The organism is Curtobacterium sp. VKM Ac-2861, assembly GCF_013204965.1.
Lineage (GTDB): Bacteria > Actinomycetota > Actinomycetes > Actinomycetales > Microbacteriaceae > Curtobacterium.
The window spans coordinates 433,369-457,625 of record NZ_JABMLA010000001.1 but is presented as its reverse complement, the minus strand read 5'-3'; the positions used below and the strand labels follow the sequence as shown (position 1 = coordinate 457,625).

21 protein-coding genes are annotated in these 24,257 nt (G+C 70.8%); 13 read left to right on the top strand and 8 right to left on the bottom strand.

Annotation, left to right across the window (positions count from 1 at the left end):
• Nucleotides 1-96: 96 nt before the first annotated feature.
• Together HQQ88_RS02030 and HQQ88_RS02025 are read right to left on the bottom strand one after the other, a co-directional pair.
• On the bottom strand, nucleotides 97-936 hold the full coding sequence (locus tag HQQ88_RS02030) for a flagellin (RefSeq protein ID WP_181437623.1): 840 nt from the start codon (nucleotides 934-936) through the stop codon (nucleotides 97-99).
• Nucleotides 937-1,053: 117 nt separating this feature from the next.
• Nucleotides 1,054-1,872 (bottom strand): sigma-70 family RNA polymerase sigma factor, encoded by an 819-nt coding sequence (locus HQQ88_RS02025; protein WP_123938152.1) that lies wholly within the window; start codon nucleotides 1,870-1,872, stop codon nucleotides 1,054-1,056.
• Between the two features lie 501 nt (nucleotides 1,873-2,373).
• On the opposite strand from HQQ88_RS02025, the gene HQQ88_RS02020 reads away from it, so the two are divergent.
• The 5 genes from HQQ88_RS02020 (at nucleotide 2,374) to HQQ88_RS02000 (ending at nucleotide 6,964) form a co-directional block, all read left to right on the top strand.
• Nucleotides 2,374-2,859 (top strand): flagellar protein FlgN, encoded by a 486-nt coding sequence (locus HQQ88_RS02020; RefSeq protein ID WP_123292716.1) that lies wholly within the window; start codon nucleotides 2,374-2,376, stop codon nucleotides 2,857-2,859.
• Nucleotides 2,860-2,863: 4 nt separating this feature from the next.
• The gene (flgK, locus tag HQQ88_RS02015) at nucleotides 2,864-4,285 is read left to right on the top strand and encodes a flagellar hook-associated protein FlgK (RefSeq protein WP_173168501.1); all 1,422 of its coding nucleotides are present in this window, start codon (nucleotides 2,864-2,866) and stop codon (nucleotides 4,283-4,285) included.
• Between the two features lie 2 nt (nucleotides 4,286-4,287).
• A complete protein-coding gene (gene flgL / locus HQQ88_RS02010; protein WP_173168500.1) occupies nucleotides 4,288-5,169 on the top strand; it encodes a flagellar hook-associated protein FlgL in 882 nt (293 codons plus the stop codon).
• A complete protein-coding gene (gene fliW, locus HQQ88_RS02005) occupies nucleotides 5,166-5,534 on the top strand; it encodes a flagellar assembly protein FliW (RefSeq protein WP_173168499.1) in 369 nt (122 codons plus the stop codon). The genes flgL and fliW overlap by 4 nt, the downstream gene beginning before the upstream one ends.
• Before the next feature lie 470 nt (nucleotides 5,535-6,004).
• Nucleotides 6,005-6,964 (top strand): hypothetical protein, encoded by a 960-nt coding sequence (locus HQQ88_RS02000; protein ID WP_173168498.1) that lies wholly within the window; start codon nucleotides 6,005-6,007, stop codon nucleotides 6,962-6,964.
• Nucleotides 6,965-6,999: 35 nt separating this feature from the next.
• On the opposite strand, the gene HQQ88_RS01995 is transcribed toward HQQ88_RS02000, so the two are convergent.
• Nucleotides 7,000-7,629 carry a hypothetical protein gene (locus HQQ88_RS01995; protein WP_173168497.1) on the bottom strand — a complete coding sequence of 210 codons (630 nt, stop codon included), beginning with the start codon at nucleotides 7,627-7,629 and terminating at the stop codon, nucleotides 7,000-7,002.
• 38 nt (nucleotides 7,630-7,667) lie between these two features.
• Here HQQ88_RS01995 and HQQ88_RS01990 point away from each other — a divergent pair, with 38 nt between their 5' ends.
• Entirely contained in the window at nucleotides 7,668-8,597 is a 930-nt protein-coding gene (locus HQQ88_RS01990) for a hypothetical protein (RefSeq protein ID WP_216833908.1), read from the top strand.
• Between the two features lie 78 nt (nucleotides 8,598-8,675).
• Here the strand turns inward: HQQ88_RS01990 and HQQ88_RS01985 are convergent, their stop codons facing one another.
• Nucleotides 8,676-9,644 carry a beta-ketoacyl-ACP synthase 3 gene (locus tag HQQ88_RS01985; protein WP_173168496.1) on the bottom strand — a complete coding sequence of 323 codons (969 nt, stop codon included), beginning with the start codon at nucleotides 9,642-9,644 and terminating at the stop codon, nucleotides 8,676-8,678.
• Between the two features lie 166 nt (nucleotides 9,645-9,810).
• Between HQQ88_RS01985 and HQQ88_RS01980 the strand changes: the two genes are divergently transcribed.
• Entirely contained in the window at nucleotides 9,811-10,782 is a 972-nt protein-coding gene (locus HQQ88_RS01980; RefSeq protein WP_123338347.1) for an aldo/keto reductase, read from the top strand.
• Between the two features lie 139 nt (nucleotides 10,783-10,921).
• Here HQQ88_RS01980 and HQQ88_RS01975 read toward each other — a convergent pair whose 3' ends face one another.
• The 3 genes from HQQ88_RS01975 to zapE all read right to left on the bottom strand — a co-directional run bounded on the left by HQQ88_RS01975 (nucleotide 10,922) and on the right by zapE (nucleotide 14,181).
• Nucleotides 10,922-11,572, bottom strand: coding sequence for a tyrosine-protein phosphatase (locus HQQ88_RS01975; protein WP_173168495.1), 651 nt, complete (start codon nucleotides 11,570-11,572; stop codon nucleotides 10,922-10,924).
• A gap of 109 nt (nucleotides 11,573-11,681) precedes the next feature.
• Complete coding sequence (locus HQQ88_RS01970; RefSeq protein ID WP_111086361.1) at nucleotides 11,682-12,956, bottom strand: ammonium transporter; 1,275 nt, start codon at nucleotides 12,954-12,956, stop codon at nucleotides 11,682-11,684.
• 205 nt (nucleotides 12,957-13,161) lie between these two features.
• Entirely contained in the window at nucleotides 13,162-14,181 is a 1,020-nt protein-coding gene (zapE, locus tag HQQ88_RS01965; protein WP_216833905.1) for a cell division protein ZapE, read from the bottom strand.
• Between the two features lie 136 nt (nucleotides 14,182-14,317).
• On the opposite strand from zapE, the gene HQQ88_RS01960 reads away from it, so the two are divergent.
• The 6 genes from HQQ88_RS01960 to HQQ88_RS01935 all read left to right on the top strand — a co-directional run bounded on the left by HQQ88_RS01960 (nucleotide 14,318) and on the right by HQQ88_RS01935 (nucleotide 22,888).
• Nucleotides 14,318-15,223 (top strand): sulfurtransferase, encoded by a 906-nt coding sequence (locus HQQ88_RS01960; RefSeq protein ID WP_173168494.1) that lies wholly within the window; start codon nucleotides 14,318-14,320, stop codon nucleotides 15,221-15,223.
• Nucleotides 15,220-15,678, top strand: a complete 459-nt coding sequence (locus tag HQQ88_RS01955; protein WP_111086363.1) for a SufE family protein — start codon at nucleotides 15,220-15,222, stop codon at nucleotides 15,676-15,678. Before HQQ88_RS01960 ends, HQQ88_RS01955 begins: the two co-directional genes overlap by 4 nt.
• A 144-nt stretch (nucleotides 15,679-15,822) precedes the next feature.
• Entirely contained in the window at nucleotides 15,823-21,198 is a 5,376-nt protein-coding gene (locus HQQ88_RS01950; RefSeq protein WP_173168493.1) for a DUF6531 domain-containing protein, read from the top strand.
• A complete protein-coding gene (locus HQQ88_RS01945; protein ID WP_123938162.1) occupies nucleotides 21,186-21,605 on the top strand; it encodes a DUF6188 family protein in 420 nt (139 codons plus the stop codon). The genes HQQ88_RS01950 and HQQ88_RS01945 overlap by 13 nt, the downstream gene beginning before the upstream one ends.
• Nucleotides 21,606-21,879: 274 nt before the next feature.
• On the top strand, nucleotides 21,880-22,329 hold the full coding sequence (locus HQQ88_RS01940; RefSeq protein WP_123938163.1) for a hypothetical protein: 450 nt from the start codon (nucleotides 21,880-21,882) through the stop codon (nucleotides 22,327-22,329).
• A gap of 199 nt (nucleotides 22,330-22,528) precedes the next feature.
• Nucleotides 22,529-22,888: a hypothetical protein gene (locus HQQ88_RS01935; RefSeq protein WP_173168492.1), complete on the top strand. Its 360-nt coding sequence runs from the start codon at nucleotides 22,529-22,531 to the stop codon at nucleotides 22,886-22,888.
• Between the two features lie 128 nt (nucleotides 22,889-23,016).
• Here the strand turns inward: HQQ88_RS01935 and HQQ88_RS01930 are convergent, their stop codons facing one another.
• Complete coding sequence (locus HQQ88_RS01930) at nucleotides 23,017-24,240, bottom strand: alpha/beta fold hydrolase (protein ID WP_173168491.1); 1,224 nt, start codon at nucleotides 24,238-24,240, stop codon at nucleotides 23,017-23,019.
• Between the last annotated feature and the right edge of the window lie 17 nt (nucleotides 24,241-24,257).

Below are 24,257 nucleotides of genomic sequence, written 5' to 3'. Positions count from 1 at the left end.
ACATCGTCGACACTCCCTGGCGTCGTGGGGATGGTCAGGAGGGCGACGCCGCCTCCCGGGAAGCCTGAACGATCCCGGAAGGCGGCGTCGTGGGTGCTAGCGCAGGAGCGAGAGCACGCCCTGCGTGCTCTGGTTCGCCTGCGCGAGCATCGACGTGCCGGCCTGGCTGAGGATGTTGTCGCGGGTGTACTTGACCATCTCCTCGGCCATGTCGACGTCGGTGATGCGCGAACCGGCAGCGGTGAGGTTCTCCTTGGCCACGTTCGTCACGTTGATGGCGTGGTCGAAGCGGTTCTGGACAGCACCGATGCTCGAACGTGCCGAGGACACGTACTTGATCTGCTCGTCGATCGCGGTGATGGCGGCCTGAGCGTTCGTCGCGCTGTCGAAGGTGAGGGCGCCGACAGCGGTCGACACGGACTCCACGTTGGACTTCGACAGGTCGACGTCGATCTGGCTCGCCGCGTCGCCGTTGGCGCCGACCTGGAACTTCAGGACGCCTGCGGTGCCGGCGGAGCCGTCGAGCAGGTTGATGCCGTTGAAGTTGGTCGACTGCGAGATGCGGGTGAGCTCCTTGGTGAGCTCGCCGACCTCGGTGGTGATCGCCTTGCGCGAGTCCTCGTTGTTCGAGTCGTTACCGGCCTGGACGGCCAGGTCGCGCATGCGCTGGAGGATCGAGTGGGTCTCGGTGAGGCCACCTTCAGCGGTCTGCACGACGGAGATGCCGTCCTGCGCGTTGCGGGCGGCGACCGTGAGGCCACCGACCTGGGACTTCAGCCCCTCGGAGATCGACAGACCGGCCGCGTCGTCGGCAGCACGGTTGATGCGGAGACCCGACGAGAGCTTCTCGAGGGACTTCGACAGGTCGTTCTGCGTCGAGTTGAGGTTCCGGTACGTGTTGAGTGCCGAGAGGTTGGTGTTGATGGACATACCCATGGTGGTTTCCTCCGTGAATGCTGGGTCGTACTACAGCCCGTCCGTGGGCTGACGTGGATGACTCTCGACCGGGTGCCGGGAGTCGTTAGGGAATCGACGGAAATACCCGTCGACGGTTCAGCTCGCCGCCACGGCGACCGGTGCGGTCGCGTCGTGGACGGCACGTGCGACGCCGGCGGCGGCGTTCGACGCGACGCGTGCGAGGTAGGCGCTCCGGCGGGCCGCGGTGGTGCGCGAGGCGGGTTCGGCGGCGGCACCGCCGTCGCCGTAGTGGGCGGCCAGTCCGTCGCGGAGCAGGCGCATCGCCTCGGAGCGCTGCTGCGAGACGGCGGAGTGCGTGATGCCGAGTTCCGCGGCGACGTCGGTCACCGAGCGGTCCCCGAAGTAGACGGCCTCGACGACGAAGCGCATCCGCTCGGGCAGTGCCTCGACGGCTGCGCGCAGGTAGCGGCGCTTCTCGGTCTCGAGCAGGTCGTCGCCGGGCAACGGCAGGTCGGCGGCGACGAGGTCGTGCACGGTCTCGTCGAGGGGCGCGACGATGCGGGCCGCGTCGCTCATGGCATCCGAGGCGGTCTGGCGGTCGACGCCCATCGCATCCGCGATCTCCTGCACGCCGACGCTCCGGCCGAGTCGGGCGGACAGGGCCTCCTGCGTGGCGAGGGTCTCGCGGATCCGCTTCCGGGTGCCGCGGGACGCCCAGTCGGCGGAGCGCATGTCGTCGGCGAGGGCTCCGGCGATCCGGGTCCGGGCGTAGGCGCCGAAGGGGACGCCGAGGGTGGGGTCGAACGCGTCGGCAGCGGCGACGAGCGCGAGGGAGCCGACGGCGGCGAGGTCGTCGCGGTCCAGGTGCGTGGCACGGGAGCGGACGTCGGCGACGATGTAGCCCACGAGCGGGAGGTGCTCCACGATCATCGCGTTGCGTGCGGTGCGGTCCATGCTGATCCCCTGATCGACCTGACGTGACTGTCTCGACTCACCCGTCCCTGGGCACGACGGACGCCGGCCTCGGATGGCCGGTGCGTACGCCGAAGACCCGCCCGGTTCCCTCCGAGCGGTGCACCCCGCGCCCCTGTGAGGCGGTTCGAGGTCGCCCTCGTGGTGCGTTCTGAATGTATCGGCTGGCAATGTCCTGAACAGGGGTTCATCCGTCCCCAGTGCGGGGGCATTCGCGGTGTTTCCCGGTCGGCATTTGGGGGGACCCAGCGCGTAGAACGCCCGTTCCCGTCCCCCGGACGGGAGGCATCCGCTGGTGCGCATCGCGCCAGCGATGCCGGATGCCTCCGGGCGAGCCTGCGAGCACGGCGCCGAAGACCAGCCGTCTCCACTTACGCGCCACCACCCGCGGTCGATAGGTCTCGGTGTCCGCCGGATGGTGGACCCGCAGGACCGAACAACCACGACCCGAACACCCGACGACGACCCACACGGGAGGAGCTGATGAGCGTGAACGACCTGTCCGCCGTGCTCTGGCGCGAACGCGAACTGCTCGAGCTGCTCACCTTCAAGCTCGAGGAGGAGCAGCTCCTGCTCACCGCGGGCCGTTCCCGTTGGGTGTCGCACGCCAGCCGCGAGGTCGAGCAGGTCCTCGAACGACTCCGCAGCACCGGACTCGAGCGCGCCGCGTCGAGTGCCGAGGTCGCCGAGGAGTGGGGCGTCCCCGCCGATGCACCCCTGCGCGACGTCGTCGCCGCAGCGCCGAACGGCCCGTGGGGCGAGATCCTCGCCGCGCACCTGACCGCGATGGTCGAGCTGACCACCCAGATCGGCGCCCTGCGCGACGAGAACGACCGCTTCCTGCGCACCGCCGCCCAGGCCACCGAGGAGACCCTCGCCGGCACCGTGACGACCGCCGCGACCTACGACGCCTCGGGCACCTCCGGTCCCGGCTCCGACGGCGCTCGCCTGTTCGAGGGGACCCTGTAACCCCGTGGTCAGCACCTTCGGCTCCCTCGCCACCGCGTACTCCGGCCTCGCCGCAGCCCGTGCCGGCATCGACGTCACCGGCCAGAACATCGCGAACGCCGGCACCGCCGGGTACACGCGGCAGCGCGTCACGCAGAACTCCATCCCCGCGACGCAGACCGGGTTCATGCGCGGCACCGCCGCCCTCGCCGGTCAGGGCGTCTCCGTCGACGGCATCGCCCGCCTGGCATCGCTGACGCTCGACGTCGGCGTCCGGGTCGCCGCGGGGTCCTCCGCCTACGCCGACGCCCGTGCGACGGCACTGTCCGCCCTCGAGACCGGCCTGCACGAGCCCGGCAAGGACGGCCTGAGCGCCAAGCTCGATGCCTTCTGGTCGTCGTGGAGCGAACTCGCCAGTCACCCCGACGACCCGGGTGCCGCCAGCGCCGTCCTCGGCGCAGCGGGCACCGTCGCCTCGGCGCTGGCAGCCGGATCGAAGGCCGTCGACGCGCAGTGGTCCTCGGTCCGGGGCACCGCGGCCGGCCAGGTGACCCAGCTGAACGACGCCGCGAAGCAGGTGGCCGACCTGAACGGGCGGATCCGCACCGCACTGGCCTCCGGCGGCACCGCGAACGAACTCCTCGACCAGCGTGACCAGCTCACCGAGCAGATCGCGACGCTCGCCGGCGGGACGACCCGCACCAACGCGGACGGCACGGTCGACGTGCTGCTCGGCGGCAACCCGCTCGTGCAGGGCACCGACGCCCGCGCCGTCGCGCTCGGCGGTGGCGAACGCCTCGCCGACGGCGCCGCGGTCACCCTGACCTGGACCTCCGGCACCGCCGGCGCGGTGTCCCTCAGCGGCGGGTCGATCGGTGGCGCCCTCGCCGTCCTCGCCCCGGCGAACGGGAACGGCACGGGCGGCGCGCTCGCCCAGGCCGCCGCGTCCTACGACGCCGTCGCGACCCAGCTCGCCACCACGGTCAACGCCGTGCACGCCACCGGCACGACCCCGGCCGGCACCACCGGCACCGCGTTCTTCGCCCTCGCGGCGGGCGTCCCCGCAGCGCAGGGCCTCTCGGTCGTCCCGACGGACGGCAGCGGCCTGGCGACGCGGAACGCGGCGGGGCAGCTCGACGACTCGTTCGCCGACGCGCTCTCGCGACTCGGCACGGGCCCTGGAGCCGCCGACACGACCTGGGCGACGTTCGTGGCGGGGGTGGGCACCGCCTCCCGGTCGGCCGCGACGGAGTCGACGCTCACCGGACTCGCCCTGACCAACGCGCGCACCCAGCAGCAGTCGAGCGCCGGCGTCGACCTCGACGAGGAGAACGTGAACCTGCTGAGCTACCAGCACGCGTACCAGGGCGCGGCACGCGTCCTGACCGCCGTCGACGAGATGCTCGACACCATCATCAACCGCGTCGGACTCGTCGGGAGGGGCTGATCGTGATCACCCGGGTGACCACCCAGATGTCGATGGCCGCGGCCTCGGCACGGCTGCAGACCGGTGCGGCGCGCGTGGCGCAGCTGACCGAGCAGGCCACCACGCTGCAGGCGATCCAGAAGCCGTCCGACGACCCGGTCGGCACCGCGTCGTCGATGCAGGTGCGCAAGGAGCAGGCCGCCGCCGCGCAGTTCACGCGCAACGCGAACGACGCCGTGGCCTGGCTCGCGACCACCGACAGCGCCCTGTCCAGCGTCTACTCGGTGCTGAACAGCGTGCGGGACCTGACCGTGCAGGCGGCGAACTCCGGCACCATGAGCGACACCGACCGCGACGCCTTCATCACGCAGTTCCAGTCGCTGAAGTCCGACCTCGAGGCACGGGCCAACACGACCTACGGCACCCGCTCGGTGTTCGCCGGCGCCTCGACCGCCGCCGCGGCGTACGACCCGGCGACCGGGTGGGCGGCATCCGGCACGGACGTCTCCCGCCGGATCGGCGACGGCACCACCGTGCGCGTCGACACCGCCGGGGCCGACGTCTTCGGCACCGGCGCGTCGTCGGTGTTCGGCGTGCTCGACTCCATCGTCAGCGACCTGCAGAACGGGGTGAACGTGAACGCGCGGATCAACGACGTCGACGGCGCGCTCGGTGCCGTCCGCGGCGCCCAGGCCGACGTCGGTGTCCGGCACGCGACCGCCCTCGCCGCCCAGGACTCGCTGAAGACGGCAGCCGTCTCGCTCGAGAACCGCCGCGCCGGCATCGAGGACGTCGACCTCGCCAAGGCCGTCCTCGACCTGCAGGTGCAGCAGACCAACTACCAGGCAGCCCTCGCCGTCACCGCGAAGGTCCTGCAGCCGACCCTGATGGACTACCTCCGATGAGCATCTCCCTGACCTTCGCCGTCCCGCCGTTCGGCCTGTCCCCCGCACCGGTCTTCACGCTGACCCCGGTGGACGGCGCCGAGGGCCTGTTCACCCTCGTCGGGGGTTCCTCGCGCTTGTTCGTGCTCGACGCCGCGGTGCACCTGTCGTCGTACTCGCCCGAGCTCACCGACGAGCAGGCCGCGGGGCTCGAGCTGACCGACCCCGCCGACGCCATGCTGCTCGTGGTGGCGAACCCCGGCGCGTCCGGCACGACCGTCAACCTGCTCGCCCCGATCGTCGTGAACGCCCGGACCGCCGTGGGCGCGCAGCTCATCCTGGAGGACCAGGACCTGCCGCTGCGGGCGGAGCTCGCGCGGGCGTAGGTGCTGCGGGGGCTGGCGGCTGCACGAGCTGCCTGGCTGGTCGACTCGGAACGACGTCCTCGATGTCGTACGACATCAAGTTCGTCGCACCCGCGCGTGCGCAACAGTTGCACGCGCCGCCCGACGACAACATCGACGTCGTGCGACATCGATGTTGTCGCACCTTGCACGGGCGTCGGTCCGGCATCGAACACGCGTACGCCCTCGGCCCGGGGCACCGATCCCCGCAGGCCCCTGTCACCCGTCTACCCCGAACGACGTCCTCGATGTCGTACGACGTCGAGTTCGTCGCACCCGCGCGGGTGCAACAGTTGCACGCCCCGCCCGACGACAACATCGACGTCGTGCGCCATCGATGTTGTCGCGCCGTGCGTCCGCCTCATCCCTCCACAGACTGGAGGCCCGGCTCGTTTCCCACAGATCGTCGCTCCGTACCGACATGGTCGGCTCGCACCGCCGATCGTTGAGACATGAACGACCGAGTCCTGGCCATCCCCCTCATCCGCACCGGCGACCATCCGAGCGCTGAACGGCGTGCGCTCCAGCGTCGCGTGCATCGCGGCTCGCTTGCCTCGATCCGGCCCGGCGTGCTGGTCGATCCGTCGCTCGTACAGGGGCTGCGGAGCGAAGACCGTCTGCTCCTGCTCGTCCGGGCGACGGTCCCGTCGGTCGGACTGCCCCGGGCGTTCTCGCACTCCTCCGCGGCAACCGTGCACCGGCTGCCCTTCACCGCAGCGGCTCCCGACCGAGTCGAGGTCGTCGACCCTCGGTTGACCAGGCCGGACACCACGGCGCTTGCCCGGGTCAGACCGGGGCATGCGATCGACGACTCCGGCGGACGATGGGCAGGGACGCCGCCGACCGTTCCGATCGAGATCGACGGGGCACCGGTGACGTCGTTGGTCCGGACGCTCGTCGATCTCTCGGCCACCGCACCGTTGGACCAGGCCGTACCGATGATCGATGAGGCGCTGCGCGGGCGACGGGTCCTGCCTGAGATGCTCCGCGACGAACTCTCGGCCCACGAGCGCAAGGGATCCGAGAAGGCAGGGGTGGCGATCGAGATGGGGTCGGCGCTGTCGGGGTCGCCGGCGGAGTCGGTGTGCCGGGTGCGCTTCCGGCAGGTCGGGGCGCCGGAGCCGGTGCAGCAGCACGAGTTCCGACGGACCGGAGGCGGGACGGCCGTCGTCGACTTCTGGTTCCCGCAGCAGGGCGTCGTGGTCGAGGTCGACGGCCGCGCGAAGTACGAGGACCCGGTGATGCTCGAGGGGCGGAGCACCGCCGAGGCGCACTGGCAGGAGAAGCGTCGCGAGGACTTCGTCCGGTCGTTCCCCGAGGTCCGGTTCGTCATCCGGTTGTCGTGGGCCGACCTCATGCAGCCCGACCGCGTGCGTGCAGCACTCCGCCGGGCGGGTGTCCCGTGCCGGTGACGCGCAGGCGAGCGGCTCCGAGGGCCCGGCCGGGGTCAGTGGCTCGGCGCCTCCGGGTGGTGTGCACGCTGCCGTTCGACCACGAGCGGTGCGCTCGGCACGCCACCGCCGACGATCACTTCGCCGGTGCCGACCCGCATGCCGTGGACCCGCCCGACACCCTTCACCACACCGGCTCGCCGATCGGGGTCGGGCTCGCGGTGGTCGCCCCCGGCTGCGAGCTCGGCGTCACGGACGGCGACCGTCCCGAGCACCTGGGCTCCGGCGCCGAGCTCGGTGGGGCCCTCGACGAGGCAGCCGCCCGACAACCGAGCGCCGTCCCCCACGAGCACGTCCGCCCCGGTCGCCGTGATCGTGACGGGCCCCGGGCCCAGTTCGGCACCGGAACCGATGGTCACCCGGGCCGCGGTGGCGACGAGGGTGACCTGGCCCGGACCGAGCCGCGCGCCGGACGCGACGGTGATCGAGCCCCCGGCACGGGTCTCGAGCACGGTTCCGGGGTAGAGCACCACCCCGGCTGCGAGGGTGACGTCCGCGCCGACGAGCACGGAGCCGGGGTCGAGCACCACGACCTCGGGCAGCAAGCCGCGCACCTCGGCGACCGTCAGGAACCCGGAGGCCCGACGAGCGTCGTCAGCCGGACCGGGCGCGCCGTCGATGTCCATCCAGCGAGCCTCCCACATGCCCGGCGTACGGTGAGCGCATGGCCCGCTCCCCGAAGGACCAGGCGATCGTGCCGCTGCCGAACGCCCAGGTCTCCCCCATGCCCGACGACTCCCGGACCCCGCAGCCGCAACAACCCGGCGGGTGGGTCAAGTGGCTCGACCGTGCCATCAGCGTCCAGCGCCCGGTGGTCGTGGCGCACGTCAACGCGATCCGCCGACGCAAGCCGGACGCCACCCCCGCCGAGGTCATCCAGATCCTCGAGCGGCAGTACCTCACCGCGGTCACCACCGGTGGCGCAGCGGTCGGTGCGAGCGCGGTCATCCCGGGCGTCGGGATGGTGGCCGCCCTCGGGCTGAGCGGCGCGGAGACGGTCGGGTTCCTCGAGACCACCGCGCTGTTCGCCCAGTCGGTGACCGAGGTGCACGGCATCGCCCTGGATGACCCCGAACGGGCACGGACCCTGGTGATGGCGATGATCCTCGGTGCTCCGGGCACACAGCTCATCAAGCAGCTCGGCGGGCAGATCGCCGGCGGTCAGGCGCGCACGGCGTTCTGGGGCGAGATGGTGACCTCGTCCCTGCCGAAGCAGGTCGTCAACGGCCTCGGCGGGCAGGTCCGCGACCAGTTCATCAAGCGGTTCGCAGTGCGTCAGGGGACGTCGGTGCTCGGCCGTGCACTGCCGTTCGGGATCGGCGCTGCCGTCGGCGGGCTCGGCAACCACGCGCTCGGGCGGAAGGTCATCCAGGCCTCGCGGACCGGGTTCGGGCCGCCGTCGGCACACTTCCCGATCATCCTCGAGCCCAAGCCCGCGAAGTCCGAGAAGCAGCCGAAGGACAAGCAACCCAAGGACAAGCAGCCCAAGGACAAGCAGCTGAAGGAGCCCAAGCCCAAGCAGCAGAAGCAGCTCGGCTGGCGCCGCGGCTCGGCGAAGGACGAGGACCTCTGGTCGGAGACGCCCGAGCGCTGAGCCGGGCGGCAGGCCCGATCAGAACGACCGAGGCCCGATCAGAACGACCGAGGCCCGATCAGAACGACCGAGGCCCGATCAGAACGACCGCACCGGCGTCCTGACGACCTGTCCGGCGTGCGCGAACCCGCCGCCGAAGCCGAACAGCAGCCCGGGGACGCCCTCGGGCAGGTCGCCACGCGCCCATGCCTTCGACAACCCGAGCGGCACACTGGCGGCCGAGGTGTTCCCGGACTCGACGACGTCGCGGATGACGAACTTCGACTCCCCGCCGAGTGCGGTGACGAGCGGCTCGATGATCCGCAGGTTCGCCTGGTGGAACGCGAACACCTCGATGTCGTCCATGGTGAGCCCGGCGGCCTCGACGACCTTGCGGGCGTGCCCCTCGGCCTCGGTGATGGCCCAGCGGTAGATCGAGCGACCCTCCTGGTTGAACCGGCCGGGCGTCCCCTCGACCCGCACCGCGTCGAGCAGGTGGGGCACGCTGCCCCACGACACGGGCCCGATCTCGGGGACGTCGGCGGCGCCGAGCACGGCGGCCCCGGCCCCGTCGCCGACGAGCACGCACGTCGACCGGTCGGTCCAGTCGGCGATGGCGGAGAGGGTCTCGGACCCGATGACGAGCGCGACGTCGGTGGACCCGACGCGGATCGACTGGTCGGCGAGGGCGAGCGCGTACTCGAACCCGCTGCACGCGGTGTTGATGTCGATGGGCGCCGGGCCGTTCGTCATCCCGAGCGCGGCGGCGACCCGACCGGCGGTGTACGGCGCACGGTCCTGGTGCGTGGTGGAGGCGACGATGACGAGTCCGACCGCCGAGGGCGACACGCCGGCGTCGGCGAGGGCGTTGCGGCCCGCTTCGATCGCCATCGACGTGACGGTGTCGTCCGGCCCGGCGATGTGGCGGGTCTGGATCCCGGTCCGGGTGCGGATCCACTCGTCGTTGGTGTCGACCATGGTGGAGAGTTCGTCGTTGGTCAGGATGCGTTCGGGCTGGTGGTGACCGAACCCGAGGATCCGGCTGCCACGGAGTGCTGGGGTGTTCACCGTCGTCACGGTACTCCTCCCCGGAGCGCGGACATGCCCCGGACGGCATGCAGCCACGCACCATGCAGAACAATGCACCCAGCAAGCAGAACAATGCACCCCAGCATGCAGAACCGGTACTCCCAGGGCCTGGCAGGGTGCCCCTCGGAGCGCGTAGACCGGAATCATGGACTACACACACCTCGGACGGACAGGGCTGTCGGTTTCACGAGCAGTGCTCGGCACGATGAACTTCGGCCCGGAGACCACTGAAGACGACTCGCACGCCATCATGGACCGGGCCCACGAGCTCGGCGTCAACTTCTTCGACACCGCCAACGGCTACGGCGGCTCGGTGGGCAAGGGTGCCACCGAGGAGATCATCGGCCGCTGGTTCGCGAAGGGCGGCGGCCGTCGCGAGAAGACGGTCCTGGCGACCAAGGTCTACGGCGACATGATCGACTGGCCGAACGGCGGCAAGCTCAGCGCCTTCAACATCCGCCAATCGCTCGACGCCAGCCTGCAGCGCCTGCAGACGGACCACATCGACCTGTACCAGTTCCACCACGTCGACCGTGCGACCCCGTGGGACGAGATATGGCAGGCGATCGACGTCGCCGTGCAGCAGGGCAAGGTCCTGTACGTCGGGTCGTCGAACTTCGCCGGATGGCACATCGCCCAGGCGCAGGAGGCCGCGAAGCGCCGCCACACCTTCGGCCTGGTGAGCGAGCAGTCGATCTACAACCTCGTGGTGCGCGACATCGAGCGCGAGGTCCTGCCCGCCGCCCGCGAGTACGGCCTCGGCGTCATCCCGTGGTCGCCGCTGCAGGGCGGTCTGCTCGGTGGTGTCATCGAGAAGACCGAGAACGGCTCCCGCCGTCTGTCGGGTCGGAGCGCGGAGTACGTCGAGGGGCACCGCGACCAGCTCACGGCCTACGAGTCGTTCGCCGAGGAGCTCGGCCACACGCCCGGCGAGCTCGCCCTCGCGTGGCTCCTCCACCAGCCCGGTGTGACCGCGCCGATCACCGGCCCCCGCACGATGGAGCAGTGGGAGTCCGCGGTACGCGCCGTCGACATCCGCCTGGACCAGCGTGCGCTGGACCGGCTCGACGAGATCTTCCCGGGGCACAAGACCTCACCGGAGGACTACGCCTGGTGAGCTGACGGAACGGGCCGGAACCACGGCCCGCGATCAGGGCCACGGACGGGAGGCACGGTGCGCGTCGGACGCGCACCGTGCCTCCCGTCCGCCGTTGCGACCACCGCACGTGGCGAGCCGTCAGGAGAACGCACGCCCGTCAGAGCGCTGCGATCTCCGCGTCCGTCAGCCCGGCCCAGCGCAGGTACGCGGTGACGCTGCCCCACCGCGCCTCGACGTGCCGGATCACCGTGGTCATGGTCTCCGGCACGCACCGTTGCGCGACGGCGGTCGCCTCGGGGTCCGTGCTGACCGCACGCTCTGCGGCGAACCGATCGGCCAGCCCGACAGCGCTGGCGGCGTAGTCGTCGCCGACGGCCTCGATCGACGCCCCCCAGAGCCGGGCGAGCAGTCCGCTGACGACGCCGGTGCGGTCCTTGCCGGCGGAGCAGCAGACGAGCACGTCGCCGTCGGACCGGGCGATCGCGCGGAACGCGGCGGCGATCCCGGTGCGGTGGCGCTCGAGCCAGTCGATGTACTGATCCTCGAGCTGCACGGCCTGGGCGCCGGACTCGACGGTCGACGGGTCGAACAGCGGGACGAGCCGGTAGCCGTCGGTGGTGCCGAGCGGGTGCGGGACGCGGGCGACCTCGTCGTCACGGCGCAGGTCGACCACGGCCGCGAGTCCGTGCGGGTAGGCGTCGGCACCGACGCGTTCGGTGTTGGCGCGGTACACGGTGCGGGGTCGGGCGTCCTGCAGGCCCGGTCCCCCGACCTCGCGCAGGTTGGTGAGGGTCGACGTCGTCGTCATGCCGTCAACCCTGCCAGACGACGGACCGCACGACGACGGGCCCCGCGCTTGCTGTGTGCGCGGGGCCCGTCGTCGTGCGGGTGGTGCTGGTGGAGCTGGTGTCTGCTGGCTAGCGGACCGAGACCGGCGAGTCGTCGGTCTGCTCGTAGAGGACGTAGCCCTCTTCGCCGTGGACCGCGGTGTCGATGCCGGCGACCTCGTCCTCGGTCTTGACGCGGAAGCCGATCGTCTTCTCGATGAGGAAGCCGATGACGAACGCCAGGACGAAGGAGTAGATGCCGACGGCCAGGGCCGCGGTGGCCTGCTTGCCGAGCTGCTCGAACGAGCCGGAGTAGATCAGGCCGGTGTCGTTGGCGAAGAAGCCGAGGTACAGCGTGCCGACGATGCCGCCGACCAGGTGGACACCGACGACGTCGAGCGAGTCGTCGAAGCCGAGACGGTACTTCCAGTCGATGGCGAAGCAGCAGATGATGCCGGCGACGAAGCCGAGCAGGATGCCCCAACCCGGGGTCAGGTTGGCACATGCCGGGGTGATCGCGACGAGACCGGTGACGGCACCCGAGGCGGCGCCGACCGACGTGGCCTTGCCGTCCTTGAGCTTCTCGACGAGCAGCCAGCCGAGGATGGCGGCGGCCGGTGCGGCGAGGGTGTTGACCCAGGCGATCGCGGCGATGCCGTCAGCGGCGCCCTCGGAGCCGGCGTTGAAGCCGAACCAGCCGAACCACAGGATGGCGGCGCCGAGCAGGACGAAGGGCGGGTTGTGCGGCTTGTGCGCACCCTTGGCGAAGCCGACGCGCTTGCCGAGGACGAGCGCCAGGGCGAGGCCTGCTGCACCGGCGTTGATGTGCACCGCGGTGCCACCGGCGAAGTCGATGACCCCCCACGTGGCAGCCCAACCCGAGGTCAGGTTGAAGACCCACGAGGCGACCGGGAAGTAGACGACCGTGACCCAGATGCCCGCGAAGACCATCCAGGCGCCGAACTTGGCGCGGTCGGCGATGGCGCCGGAGATGAGTGCGACCGTGATGATCGCGAAGGTGGCCTGGAAGCCGACGAACGCCATCGACGGGTACGCCGCCTGGATGTTCGAGGACTGCGCCTCCTCGAAGGCCTGGCCGAGGCCGATCTGGTTCCAGTCGATGCTGAAGAACCCGACGACACCGGAGACCGCCGTGCCGTCACCGTGGTTGGCGAAGGCGATCGCGTAGCCGTAGAGCACCCACAGGACGCTCACGAGTGCGATCGCACCGAACGACATCATCATCATGCTGATGACGGACTTGGCCTTCACCAAACCGCCGTAGAAGAAGGCCAGGCCGGGTGTCATGAACAACACCAGCGCCGCCATGACCAACACGAACGTCGTGTTGCCCTGATCAAGCATCTGTTCACCTCTCGATTGCACGAGCGGCTCTTGGACCGCCTCGGGTGACACCGAGTCTGGCGAGGTGACGTTTCACGAGGGGGCACGATGTGTTTCGCGGATGTAACGCGACGGCGCGGTTTGTAAACGTCGTGTTTCGCACGGCCCGATGCCCCCTGGACAGGGGGTGCACCGACCGGTCAGCGGATGCCCCGGGCGGTGGAGGTCAGTCCTGGGCGCGGCTCAGGGCCACGACACGGCTCGCTGCGCGCAGGTACTTCTTGCGGTAGCCGCCGTCGAGCATGGCGTCGGGGTACACCTGGTCGAGCGGCGTGCCCGAGGCCACGATCCGGACCTGGGCGTCGTACAGTCGGTCGACGAGCGCCACCCACCGGAGCGCGTCGGTCTGGTCCGTGAAGGCCCGGACGTCGGTGAGCCCGACGGCGTCGAGGTCCTCGACGAGCGCGACGTACTTCGACGGGTGCACCGAGCCGAGGTGCGCGACCACGGCCGAGAAGTCGTCGAGCGTGACGGTGCCGGCCGGCAGTGCCGCGGCCACGTCGGACACCACCCCGGCCGACTCGTCGACCGCGCGGCGGCGGTAGTCGAGCCCGTCGATCCGCATGGTGTCGAACCGGTCGGACATCGCCTGGATCTCCCGCAGGAAGTCCTGGGCCGCGAACCGGCCCTCTCCGAGCGCGCCCGGAGGCGTGTTCGAGGTGGCGGCGAAGCGGGTGCCGGTCTCGCTCAGCTCCTTGATCAGGCGGGTCATGACCATGGTGTCGCCCGGGTCGTCGAGCTCGAACTCGTCGATGCAGACCAGCGCGGTCCCCCGCAGCAGGTCGACCGTGCCCTGGAACCCGAGCGCGCCGACCAGGGCCGTGTACTCGATGAACGTACCGAACGTCTTCCGCCCGGAGGCCGCGTGGTACGCCGCGGCGAGCAGGTGGGTCTTGCCGACACCGAACCCGCCGTCCAGGTAGACGCCCGACTTCGCAGCGGGCTCGACCGGCTGCTTGCGGCGGCCGAACAGCCCGCGACGGGGCGCGTCGGTCGGACCGGCCGCGACGAACGCGGCGACGGCGTCGCGCACGTCGGCCTGCGAGGCGTAGTCCGGGTCCGGGCGGTACGAGTCGAACGAGGCGGCCGCGAACTGGGGCGGTGGCACGAGTGCCGCGGCCATCTGCTGCGGGGTCACCTGGGGGTCACGGTCGACGAGGTGCGCTGGCGCGGTGTTCGTGGACAATCAGGAACCCTTCCGGGAAGCAAGTCGTGCGGTGTCACGTTGCGGCTGGGGCACGGTACGTCCGCGTACCGTTGCCCACAGGCACCGACGACCGATCCTAGTCCGGTGCCGGATGACCACCTGGAGGTAGCCCACCATGACCGCACCGGTCGACCCGTCCGAGAAGTTCACCGCCTACGCCCACCCGGAGCGTCTCGTCTCCACCGAGTGGCTGCAGGAACAACTGGACGCCCACACCCCCGACCTGGTCGTCGTCGAGTCCGACGAGGACGTCCTGCTCTACGAGACCGGACACATCCCCGGCGCCGTCAAGATCGACTGGCACACCGACCTCAACGACCCGGTGCAGCGCGACTACATCGACGGCGAGGCGTTCGCCGAACTGCTCGGCAGCAAGGGCATCGGCCGCGAGACCACCGTCGTGGTCTACGGCGACAAGAACAACTGGTGGGCCGCCTACGCCCTCTGGGTCTTCTCGCTGTTCGGCCACGAGGACGTCCGTCTGCTCGACGGCGGCCGTGCCAAGTGGATCGCTGAGGACCGCGCCCTCACCACCGAGGAGACCGTCGTCGCGCCGGCCGAGTACCCGGTCGTCGACCGGATCGACACCGAGATCCGTGCCTACAAGGACGACGTGATCGCCCACCTCGGCAAGCCCCTCATCGACGTGCGCAGCCCGGGCGAGTACGACGGTTCCCGCACCACCGCGCCCGACTACCCGGAAGAGGGTGCGCTGCGCGGCGGCCACGTCCCCACCGCGGTCAACATCCCGTGGGCGACCGCCGCCGCACCGGACGGCACCTTCAAGCCGCGCGCGGAACTCGACGCGATCTACCGCGAGGGCGCCGGCATCGGCGATGCGGACGAGGTCATCGCGTACTGCCGCATCGGCGAGCGGTCGAGCCACACCTGGTTCGTCCTGCAGCACCTGCTCGGCTACGACAGCGTCCGCAACTACGACGGCTCGTGGACCGAGTGGGGCAGCGCCGTCCGCGTCCCGATCGTGCAGGGCGCGGAGCCGGGTACAGTTCCGAACCGATGAACGACAGCACCGAGGCCACCCTCCCCGCCACCCTCGCCGAGATCCGCGACGACTTCCTCGCCCTGGGCCAGAAGGACCGCCTGCAGCTCCTCCTCGAGTTCTCGAACGAGCTGCCCGCGCTGCCCGAACGGCTGCAGGGGCACGAGGACGAACTCGAACGGGTCGAGGAGTGCCAGTCCCCCGTGTTCATCACGGTGACCGTGGGCGAGGACGGCGACGCACCCGACGTCGTCCGCATGCACGCGACCGCGCCGCGCGAGGCGCCGACCACGCGCGGCTTCGCCTCCATCCTGGCGCAGGGCCTGAGCGGCCTGACGGCAGCGCAGGTGCTCGCCGTGCCGGCGGACTACCCGTTGACCATCGGCCTGTCCGAGGCGGTCAGCCCGCTGCGGATCCGCGGCATGGTGGGCATGCTCGGACGCGTGCAGCGTCAGGTGCAGGCTGCGGTGTCGTAGACGCGACCTTCTGACGGACGGGAGGCCCGTGGCGGATCCGCCACGGGCCTCCCGTCCATCTCCCCTCGGCACGCATGCCGTCCTCTGGAATTTCAGTCCGGATCCGTGCCAGGATGGTGCGGTCAGCACCAGGGGGGAATGACGATGGCGAAGATCCACGGGAACGATCCGACCGGCTACTCGTACAGCGCGGCGGATGCACTCAAGTCGGCTTCGACGGCGCTCGCGTCGTCGATCGACGGCCAGTCCGGGTCGCGGTCGTCATCGGTGACGACTGCGCGTGCGGAGTTCCGGGGCTACTTCTCCGAGGTCTTCGCGGACAACGCCGACATCGCCTCGCGCAGCGCGACGAAGCTCGTCGAGTCGCTGCAGAGCCTGTCGGGGTTCGTGCAGCAGCTGCGCGACGCCGCGAAGGACGAGGACGACCGGCGGAAGCAGGCGAAGGCGTGGGACGCCCGCAAGCGTGAACGCGAGGAGAACTTCCTCGTCGCCGCCGGGCACGAGGTCTCGACGTGGTTCGGCGGGGGCGACGACCCGAAGCCTCCGGAGCCCGAGCCGGAGCCACGACTGCAGGCGGACGAGGTCAGCGTCACGGGGCGGGAGTTCCCGGCGGGCGGCGGGACCAGCGGTGGGACGTCGTCCGCCGTCCCCGCGGACCTCCGCTCCTTCGAGGCGACCACCCGGACGCTCGACGCCGATCTGTCCGGCGCCGTCTCGACGTTCCGGAACGCCCTGAGCGACTACGAGGCCGAGTGCAACCCGTGCTGGGGCACCCTGAACGCCCAGTCGCTGCTGACCGCGGTGAACGACTGGCTCACGGCGAACGGGAAGGACGCCGACTGGGCGGGCACCGTCGCAGCGCAGTTCGAGGCCGCCGGTGGCGGTGCCGGGCCTGCGACGCTGTCGGACGCGGCGATCGCGGCCGCGCTGTCCTCGGCGGGGATCGACGCCGGTCGCGACGACTTCACCATCGGGCCGTTCTCGGCGATGGGGACGCCCCCGACCAACGGGTTCGCCGACGACCCGGTCAACACGGCCACCGGCAACTTCCTCGAGCCCGAGACCGACCTGTCCTTCGCGGGGCAGGCCGCGTCGCTCCGGCTCACCCGCATGTACAACTCACTCGACGGCCGCGTCGGGGTGTTCGGACTCGGGTGGTCCTCCATCCTCGACATCCGGCTCGAGGTCAGCGACGAGGCCGCCTCGGTCGTGCTGGACGACGGCCGGCAGGTCGACTTCCCACGGCAGGGGGACGGGTGGAGCCGCGGCGTCGGCGAGGACCTGTGGCTCCGGGCCGAGCAGGACTCGCTCGTCGTGCGGGACAACGCCGGCGGCCGGTGGGCGTTCACGCCGTCCGGACTGTGGCTGAGCAGTGCGCGTGGAGCGGGCACCGCCGTGACCGTGCGACGCGACGAGCACGATCGGATCACGCGGCTCGCGCACGTGTTCGGGCGGTTCGTCGACATCGAGTACAGCGGCGACCGGGTGGCGTCCGCGACGGCGTCGGACGGGCGCCGCGTCGAGTACCACTACGACGAGGGCCGCCGGCTGGTCCGGGCGACCGACGCCGTCGGCAGTCGCCGGTACCGCTGGAACGCGGACGGCCTGATCGACCGGGTGACCGCTGCGACGGGAGTCGTCGAGTGCGAGAACACCTACGACGACCGCGGCCGGGTCGTCGAGCAGCGCACACCGTTCGGTCGACGGGTCCGGTTCTCGTACCTGCCGGGTCGGGTCACCTCGGTCTCCGACATCGACGGGGTCCACGCGAACACCTGGATCGCCGACCGGAAGGGCCGCGTCGTCGGGATCATCGACACCGACGGGCAGCGCCAGTCGATGTCGTACGACCCGCACGGCAACCTCGTCTCGGTGACCGAGCGCGATGGTCAGGTGACCGTCCACGGGTACGACGACCGCGGGCGTCGGGTCCGGACCGTGACGCCGGAGGGCGCCGATCTGACCTTCGGGTACGACGAGCAGGACCGCTTGACCACGGTGGTCACCGCGAACGGTGGGGTCGTCGAGTACGGGTACACGGGCGACGACCGGAACCCGTCCGTCGTCATCGACCCTGTCGGCGGTCGCACGCTGCTCGAGTGGCGGGACGGCGTGCTCGTCCGCACCACCGATCCGACGGGCGTCGTCGTCACGTTCCACCACGACGCGTCCGGTGAGCTCGTCGGCGTCGAGAACGCCGTCGGCGACACCGCACGTCTGATGCGCGACGCCGGAGGCAGGATCGTCGAGGCCGTCACGCCGCTCGGCAACCGGACCCGGTACCGCTACGACGCCGCCGGGCTGCTTACCGCGCGCGAGGACCCGGACGGGGGACTGTGGCGGTTCGAGCACGGCGACGACGGTCGGGTCACGGCGACGATCGACCCGACCGGTGCCCGCACGGAAGTCACCTACGGTCCACACGGCGAGGTCGTCTCCACCACGGACCCCCTCGGTCGCGTCGTCGCGAAGGACTTCGACGCGTTCGGCAACGTGTCGACGATGACCCTGCCCGACGGTGCCGAGTGGGCGTTCGTGCACGACGCGCTCTCCCGGCTCGAAGCCGTGGTCGACCCGGCCGGTGGCACCTGGGAGCGGGAGTACGACGCGGTCGGAGCCCTCGGCGCCACCGTCGACCCGACCGGTGTCCGCACTGAGGTCGGGCGCTCGCGCGCGGACGGCGTCTCCACGGTCCGCGACGCCTTCGACGCCGTGTCCGTGACGACCGACGAGTTCGGGCGTCCGACCCGGCTCGAGCACGCGGATTCCTCTGCTGAGCTGACGACGTACGACGCGTGCGGCCGCCCGGTCGAGCTCGTCGACGCGAACGGTGGCCTCGCCCGCATCGAACGTGACCTCGCCGGACGCGTCGTCGCCGTCACCACCCCGGCGGGCCGCACCACCCGGTACGAGTACGACGCGTGCGGCCGACCGGTCTCCGCGATCGATCCCGCCGGCGCACGCACCACGCTGACCTACGACGCCGATTCGCGGGTCGTCGCGCGCACCCTGCCGACCGGCGAGGTCGCACGCACCGAGTACGACCGCCAGGGCCGGGTCGTCCACGCCGACGTCCCCGGGGTCGGCACCGTCCGGTACCGGTACGACCGGGTCGGTCGCGTGGTCTCGGCGCGGGACACCCGCTTCGGCCAGCGGACCTTCCGGTACGACGCCGCAGGACAGCTCGTCGCTGCGGTGAACGGGCTCGGCGGCACCACCCGCTACGAGCACGACCAGCGTGGACGCCTCGTCCGCACCGTCGATCCGCTGGGTGGCGTGACCGTCCGGACGTACACGCAGCTCGACAAGGTGGCCTCGTCCACCGATCAGCTCGGGCGCACGACGACGGCGACCTACGACCCCGCCGGACGACAGCTCACCCAGACCGACCCGGACGGCACCGTGCTGCGGTGGGAGTACGACGCAGCCGGTCGGGAATCCGCGCAGTACGCCGGCGACCGTCTGATCGGCCGCATCGACCGCGATGCCCGCGCCCGCACGGTGACGATCACCGATGAGACCCGTCCGGACTCCCCCACTGCCCACGTCCTCGAGTTCAGCCGGCTGGGGCAGCTCGTCCGACGCTCGACCGGCGCCCGGGAAACGCGGTGGACCAACGATGCCGACGGGCTCCGCACCTCGGTGCAGTCCCCCGACGGGTCCACGACCCGGTACACGCACGACGCCACCGGACGGGTCGTCCGGGTCGAGCACTCGGTCTTCGGCGAGGTCCGGTACGAACACGACCCGGCAGGCCAGCTCCTGCAGGCCCGCGCCGGCGATCAGTTGCAGACCTGGGAGTACGCGAACGGACACGTCGTCCGGCACGCGCGCATCGACTCGGACGGCACGCACCTCAGCACCATCGGGCGCGACGCCGACGGGCGCATCACCCGGGTCGACGGACCCGGCGGGAGCACCACCTACGAGCACGACGATGCCGCGCAGCTGGTGGCGTCCGTCCAGGACGGCAGTCGCACGGGCTGGGTCTACGACGCAGCAGGTCGCCTGGTCGAGGAACGAACGGACTCCGGGGCCCGACGGTTCTCGTACGACGCCGCCGGACAGCTGACCAGGGTCGACGCTCCGGACGGGGCGCCCGAGGCGGAGTACGCCTACGACGGCGCAGGTCGACGGATCCAGACGGTCCGAACGGACGGCGTCGCGACCACGTACCGCTGGGCCCCGCAGGGTCACCTCACCGGGGTGGCGGAGACCACCGCGGCGGGCAGCACCACGACCGACCTGCACGTCGACGCCCTCGGTGAACTCGCCGATGTCGACGGCGTCCCGATCGACTGGGACACCGCCGCGTTCGCGCCGACGCTCCTCGCTGTCGGCGACACCCCGGTCGTCCGCGCTCCCGGTGGTCTCACCGGGGTGGGCGACGGGTGGGCAACCAGCGGTCGGCGCACCACGAGAGCAGCCGACGACGCCGACCCGTGGCAGACGCTCCTCGACCTCGGCGGCTCCGGCCTGCCCGGCGGGATCGCCCTCGGCGCCGACGGTTCGCTGCAGGTCGCCGGCTTGGAGTGGATGGGTGCCCGCGCCTACGACTCGTCGTCGCGCGGCTTCCTGTCCATCGACCCGGTCACCGCGCCCGCCGGAGCAGCCTGGGCGGGCAACCCCTACTCGTTCGCCGGCAACGATCCGCTGCACGCCATCGACCCGCTCGGTCTCGCGCCCGTTACCGACGCGGAACTGGAGGCCTACGCGGCGGCCGAACAGGGTCCGCTCGCCCGGGCCGCCGCGGCCACCGGTGACTGGTTCGCGGACAACTGGGAGTACGTCGCCGGCGGCGCGATGGTCGTTGCGGGCGGTGTGCTCGTCGCCACCGGTGTCGGCGGTCCGGTCGGCGCGATGCTCATCAGCGCCGGTGCCGACACCATCATCCAGAAGGCCACCACCGGCGAGGTGAACTGGGGCCAGGTGGCCGTCAGCGGGGCCTTCGGTGCCGTCGGCGGTGGTGCCGGAGCCCTGATCGGGAAACACCTGCTCGGGAACGCGGCAGAAGGAGCGGTCGAGAACGTCGCGAACTACGCGGTGAGTGGCCAGCCGGTGACCCCGGGTGGTCTGCTCCGGAACGCGGCCGAGGGTGCGGCGACGTCGACGGCTACCGGCGGCACGATGTCGAAGGTCCACCTGCCGACGTCCGTGAACAAGTTGGACGACCTCGCGCCGACCCCGCCTGTCAACGTCCTCCCGTCGAGCGGGAAGACGTTCGTCGTGACGCCACAGGGGACGGCCTACGACATCCCTGCTGGTTGGGACATCGGACCGGCTCGGACCAACCGAGGGCTCGTTGCGCAAGATCCTGCTTCTGCAGCGAACCCGGGCATGCACGACGATGCCAACATGATCCGGGTGATGGAACCCACCGAACGGTATCCGAACGGCTACAGCCGTTACAGCAACGACTACGGGCAATGGCTCGATCCCCGAACGGGGAAGCCCGGCTCAAAGCCGGACAGCCATGTTCCCAGTGAGCACCAGGGAGAGTACCTCGGATGGCCGAACTGACCGCAAATGACGTTCACCTCGCACTCGTCGGCGAGACTGTCGACCTCATCTGGATCGACTTCAGGCTCACCCTCGCGTTCTCGAACCGGAGCATGGTCTCGTTCGAGACCACCTTCGCGATCAGGGATACGGATGGTGTGACGGTCTCGGTGGATCCGGAAGACAAGGATTCCCTGCTCCCCGCTCTCCATCTCCACACACAGAACGTCACGGGAGCTCGGATCGACGAAAGTGCGCTCGAAATCACATTCTCATCGGGAACGACTCTTCGAGCAGAACCGGACGACGATTACGAATCGTGGCATTACTCCGGCCCTGAGACGCCACCGGTCAGAGCGACCGCTCTCGGAGGTGGCAACCTGTTCATCTCGATACCTGGTGACGGCACTCCGATCGAGCGCGGTTGAGCTGAGCTGAGGATGGCCGCGCAGCCAGATGCCTCGACCAGACGAGGTCCGGAACCGACACAACCCATCGTCGGCGGAGATCCGACGGTGACGGACGCACCCCCGGACATCTCGATCGGCCATCTCCGAGCGGTCACCAACGATTCGACTGTGGAGCTCCATCCGGCGGACCTACTCGAAGCAGGAGCCGAACCTCGTACCGTTCATCGACCCACTCGAAGCCCTCGGGGAGGAGGACGTCCTGATCTGTCAGGTCGAGCACGGCGATGAACTGGTGACCGTGGTGCTCTTCGCGACGGATCGAACGCTCGTGGCGGCCACGGCGATCGACCGATTCGTCGGTCTCGTCCACATCACCGTCGAGGAGCTGTGCGCGCGCCTCCGTGTGTCGAACGCCCCGGGGGTGGAACTGGCGCTCGAGGTGGCATCGCAGTGTCGGTCCGAGGAGCGGGTCCGCATCTTCGAGCAGGGCGCGCTGTCGACGGCACGGACGTTCCTGACGAAGTACACGATGGCCGCCGAGAAGGGCTTCGACGTCCGTGGACTCGACGGGTTCGCACGTGCGCTTGTGCCGCTCGGTAGCGAGCAGCCGGGGTTCTGCACCGTGCAGGCTGACGCCGCGGTCGCGATCACCGCGTTCACGCCCGGCAGGATCGACGTCCTCGCCGCCATGAGCGTCGGCGGGCTCTCGCCCCAGACAGGAACGACCGAGGAGAACGGATGACCACGACAGTGCCGAGCGACCTGGGGATGGTCACGCACACGATCCCCGCTGATCACGTCGCGTTACCCGACCTCGTGCAGTTCTTCGCGGGCTCGAAACACTAGGGCTCGAAACGCCAGGGCGCGAGACACCAGGCCTCGATTCAACCGAGCTCGTCTGGGTCCTCACGACGCTGTCCGCCGTCACGTCCCCTGACCATTTGGTCGAGGCGCTCCCCCTCGAACGCCGTGTCAACACGGCGGAGGACCCAGGGCTCATCCTCAACCAAGCCGAGGCGACGGACATCGCCGACAGCATCTGGCAGCTCATCGACGGCGAGTTCCTCGGGTACCTCCCTGGCACGGACCTGACCGACGAGACGAACCTGGTCGTCCGCATCGACGCGTTCGACAGCGGCGAATGGACCGTGACGGTCCGACCGCCGCTCACGACGATGAGCGATGCCTTCGAGCGGACGCACGGCCCAGCGCAGCCCGGCCGACCGGCGACTCGTCTCGAGGAGGTCGGGCCTCGCCAGCAGACGACGAACGGAACGAGTGCCACACCGGCCGCTTCGTGAGCAGAAAGGGTCGAGTGCGCGACGGTGATCCGACCATTTCTGCTCACTATGCGACCGAACGGACGCAAGGGCAGACGGGAGGCCCGTGGCGGATCCGCCACGGGCCTCCCGTCCGTCTGTCCCTGCGTCTACCGCGCGCTGGCCGCCCCGCGACGCTGGACCACCTCGGTGAGCCACGCGAGGATGCGGGCGTCGAACCAGTCGGCGTCGTGGTTCCAGAGCTTGGTGTGCCGGGCCGTGGTCTGCACCTCGAGCCGTACCAGGTCGGGTCGGGCGCGTGCGAGGTCGTGCGAGGCCGAGGACGGCACGAACCCGTCGTCGTCGCTGTGCAGCAGGAGGATCGGCACCGTCAGCTCGGCGGACCGGGTGACCATGTCGAGCTCGCGCAGGTCCACCGGCTGCTGCAGGCCGGCGAGCCGGTGCAGCACCGGGGTGCGGAGCAGGCGCTGGGCGACTTTGCGGACCGGCCGCGGCAACCCCATGAGCTGGCTCTGCGACTTGAGCACCGCGTGCCAGTCGACCACGGGTGACTCGAGCACCACCCCGTCGACGAGCCCGGCGAAGCGTGAGCGCAGCAGGGTCTGGAGCACGACGGCACCGCCCATCGACCACCCCATGAGCACGACGCTCTGCGCGTTCTGGGCACTGAGCCACCGGAGGACGGAGTCGATGTCCTCCCACTCGGTGCTGCCGAGGCCGTAGCGGCCGTCGACGCTCGGCGGTGCGACGCCGTCGTTCCGCCACGACGCGAGGACGACCGAGTAGCCGGCGGCACGGAAGACGGGGACGGCGCGGATCGTCTCGGCGCGGGTGACACCGCGGCCGTGCACCAGGACGGCCCACGGGGCGTCCGGGTCGTCGGCACGGACGACCCAGGCCGGTGCGGGGCCGTTCGGGGTGGGGATGTCGATGTCCTCGACGGGCACGTCGAGCTCGCCGGGGGTCAGGTAGAACCAGCCGCCCCAGCGACCGCGGCGTGCAGCGGTCGGGTCGCCGGCGTCGATCGCGATGATGCGGCGCGTGACCGTGGTCTCGGTGGTGCCGAGGACCTCGCCGACGCGCATGTGCCCGGTGCCGGCGCCGAACCAGAGGGAGTAGCGGCCCTGCAGCTCGGTGTCGGCGGTCCGCTCGATGGTCACCGTCATCCGGACCGGGTCGACGGCGTGGATCGGGACGCGTTCGGTGCGCTTGCGGTCCGGGGTGACGACGGCGCGGGCGACGGCGGCGACGAAGCCACCGATGACGGCCGTCCCCACCGCGCCGGCGGCCAGACCGGCACCGAGGGCGATGAAGCCGGCCGATCGTGCGGTCTCCTGGACGGCGTCCTCGGCGGGTCGCGCGGATCGGGACATGGCCCGGAGCCTAGTCT